Below are 2,353 nucleotides of genomic sequence, written 5' to 3' on the forward strand. Positions count from 1 at the left end.
GGCCGGCGGAGCGCCGCGGCGAAGCCGCGGGGGGGCGCCGCGTCCCGGGCGCGGGCGCGCAGCTCCTCCAGGCGGGGCGCCACGTCGGCGACCTCGCCCCGCTTGACCTCCACGATTCGCTGCAGGATGCTCAAGAAGCTCCAGACGGGCGACGCGGCGCCCGCTCACCGGAAGGCGGAAAGGCGGATCCCGGAGCGCGGCGCCGGAGCCGCGGAAACCCCGTCCGGACGTCCGTCTTGCGCTTCGGGTTACGTTCGGGTATAATTCTATTCGGTGATTCTTCGGATCGCAATCGGTCCAATTTCCCCGGAGAACCTCGAATGGCACTCACCAAGCGTCAGCGGCAGATCCTCGACTACGTCGAAAGCTTCATCGAGGTGCACGGGTACTCTCCCAGCTTCGAGGAGATCGCGGAGCACTTCGGCTACTCTTCCCTCGCGACCGTGCACGAGCACCTGTCTAATCTGGAGCAAAAGGGCTTCTTGCGGAAGAACTACAACAAGAGCCGCTCCCTGGAGGTCGTGCGCGCCGAGATGGGCGTGCTGGCCGTCGAGCTCCCCCTGTACGGCTCCGTGGCCGCGGGTCTGCCCATCGAGGCGCTCCGCGACGACGACGCCACCGTCTCCGTTCCGCACGACATGGTCCCCAAGGGGAACAACTACGTGCTGCGGGTCAAGGGGAACTCGATGGTGGACGAGCAGATCCGCGACGGCGACTACATCATCGTCAACTCCCGCCAGACCGCGGACAACGGCGAGATGGTGGTCGCGCTGGTCGGCGGGGAGTCCGCGACGGTGAAGAAGTTCTACCGCGAGCGCGACGGGCGCATCCGCCTGCAGCCCGCCAACCCCACCATGCAGCCGATGTACTTCCAGCCGGAAGAGGTCCTGGTCCAGGGGATCGTCGTCGGCGTGATCCGGAAGTACTGACCCGGGCATTCCGCAGGACGGCGCGCGTTCTGCGGCGTCCCGCGGCCCCTTTCCCCCCGGCGCACGCCGTGCAGGGGGGCTCTACAGCAGGAGGCGAGCCATGCAGGGAGTCGAGCCGGTTCCGTTCGTGGTGGGGCGCATCGCCCGCGACGGGAAGAGGATGATGGTGCTGGAGTCCGCCACCCCCGCCCCCTTCCCGGGGCCGTGGGACCTGCGCGCCGTCTTCGCGCCCGGCTCGGCCGCCCCCGCCTCCTCCCGTCTGCGCCGCGCCGGCTAGCATTTTCCGGAAGCACCGGGGACGAAGCCCCTCCGGCGACCCGCCGAGGGGCTCTTTCGTCGTGCTCCGCGCTCCCGGGCCGCGCGTTCAGGCGCCTCCGTCCGCCAGCCACCGCTCCGCCCGGTCCAGCACCTCCTGCTTGGCGCGGAAGCGCACCAGCCGCCGGGCTTCCGGGTACGGGAGCCAGCGGAAGTCGCTGGCCTCGCGGGAGAGGCGGACCCGGTCGGTCCGGGCGCGGGCGAGGAAGTACGCCACCCGCTTCATCACCAGCGTGCGGGCGCTCGCCTGCCCCAGGGTGAAGAAGTAGCGCTCCTCCTCGCGGAACCCCTCGAAGATCTCCACCTCCGGGGGCTCCAGCCCCGTTTCCTCGCGGAGCTCCCGCTCGCCCGCTTCGCGCTCCGTCTCGCCCTCCTCCACGCCACCCTTGGGAAACTCCCACATGGGAGTCCGGGTCTGCCGCGAGCGGAGGAGGAGGTAGCTGCGCCCGTCGGCGACCTCCCGGTACACCACCACTCCCGCCGCCTGGTGAGACTCCCGACGCATCGTTCCCCCCGTCATGTCCGCCGAAGCCGAGCCGTCGGCGCAAGGTACGCGGAACGTGCCGGTGCGGGCAAGCTTTTTGCGCTTTTCGCGGCCGCAAAAACACCCGGAAGCCCACCCCCCGCACCCCGGATTTCATGCGCCGCTTCGAGATGGACGACACCGACCCGGGTTCCGGGGACACCCGCTCGCTCGGGGAGCTTTTCCGGGATCTGAGCGCCGACGCCTCCACCCTGATCCGGCAGGAGGTGGCGCTCGCCCGGGTGGAGATGCAGCGCAACGTGCGGGCGGTCGCACGCGATGCGGGGGGCCTGGCCGTGTGGGGGATGGTGTCGGTGGTGGGCGGGCTGGTGCTGGTGGCCTTCCTGGTGGCGGGGCTCGGGGACCTCCTGGACAACTACTGGCTGGCCGCGCTCCTCGTGGGGCTGCTCTTCGTGACCGTGGGGGCGGGGATGGCGCTGCGCGCCCTGCGGCGGCTGCAGGGGACGCGGGTGCGGCCGCAGGAGACGGTGGCGTCGCTCCGCGACACGGCGGCCTGGGCCCGGACGGAGGCGGCGGAGCTGCGTGGCGCGGTCGCCGGGCACGACGGCGGAGGCGACGGCGGAGG

Annotated in this window: 4 protein-coding genes; 3 read left to right on the forward strand and 1 reads right to left on the reverse strand. The window is 71.2% G+C overall.

Annotated features, from left to right (window positions below):
• Nucleotides 1-320 precede the first annotated feature (320 nt).
• Complete coding sequence (lexA, locus tag VGR37_03275; GenBank protein HEV2146416.1) at nt 321-929, forward strand: transcriptional repressor LexA; 609 nt, start codon at nt 321-323, stop codon at nt 927-929.
• A 100-nt stretch (nt 930-1,029) separates the two neighbouring features.
• Nucleotides 1,030-1,206: a hypothetical protein gene (locus VGR37_03280; GenBank protein HEV2146417.1), complete on the forward strand. Its 177-nt coding sequence runs from the start codon at nt 1,030-1,032 to the stop codon at nt 1,204-1,206.
• Between the two features lie 87 nt (nt 1,207-1,293).
• Here the strand turns inward: VGR37_03280 and VGR37_03285 are convergent, their stop codons facing one another.
• Entirely contained in the window at nt 1,294-1,749 is a 456-nt protein-coding gene (locus VGR37_03285) for an NUDIX domain-containing protein (GenBank protein HEV2146418.1), read from the reverse strand.
• Nucleotides 1,750-1,883: 134 nt separating this feature from the next.
• Between VGR37_03285 and VGR37_03290 the strand changes: the two genes are divergently transcribed.
• Nucleotides 1,884-2,353 (forward strand): phage holin family protein (locus tag VGR37_03290; GenBank protein ID HEV2146419.1); only part of this gene is annotated, 470 nt, incomplete at its 3' end.

This window comes from Longimicrobiaceae bacterium (assembly GCA_035936415.1).
Lineage (GTDB): Bacteria > Gemmatimonadota > Gemmatimonadetes > Longimicrobiales > Longimicrobiaceae > JAFAYN01.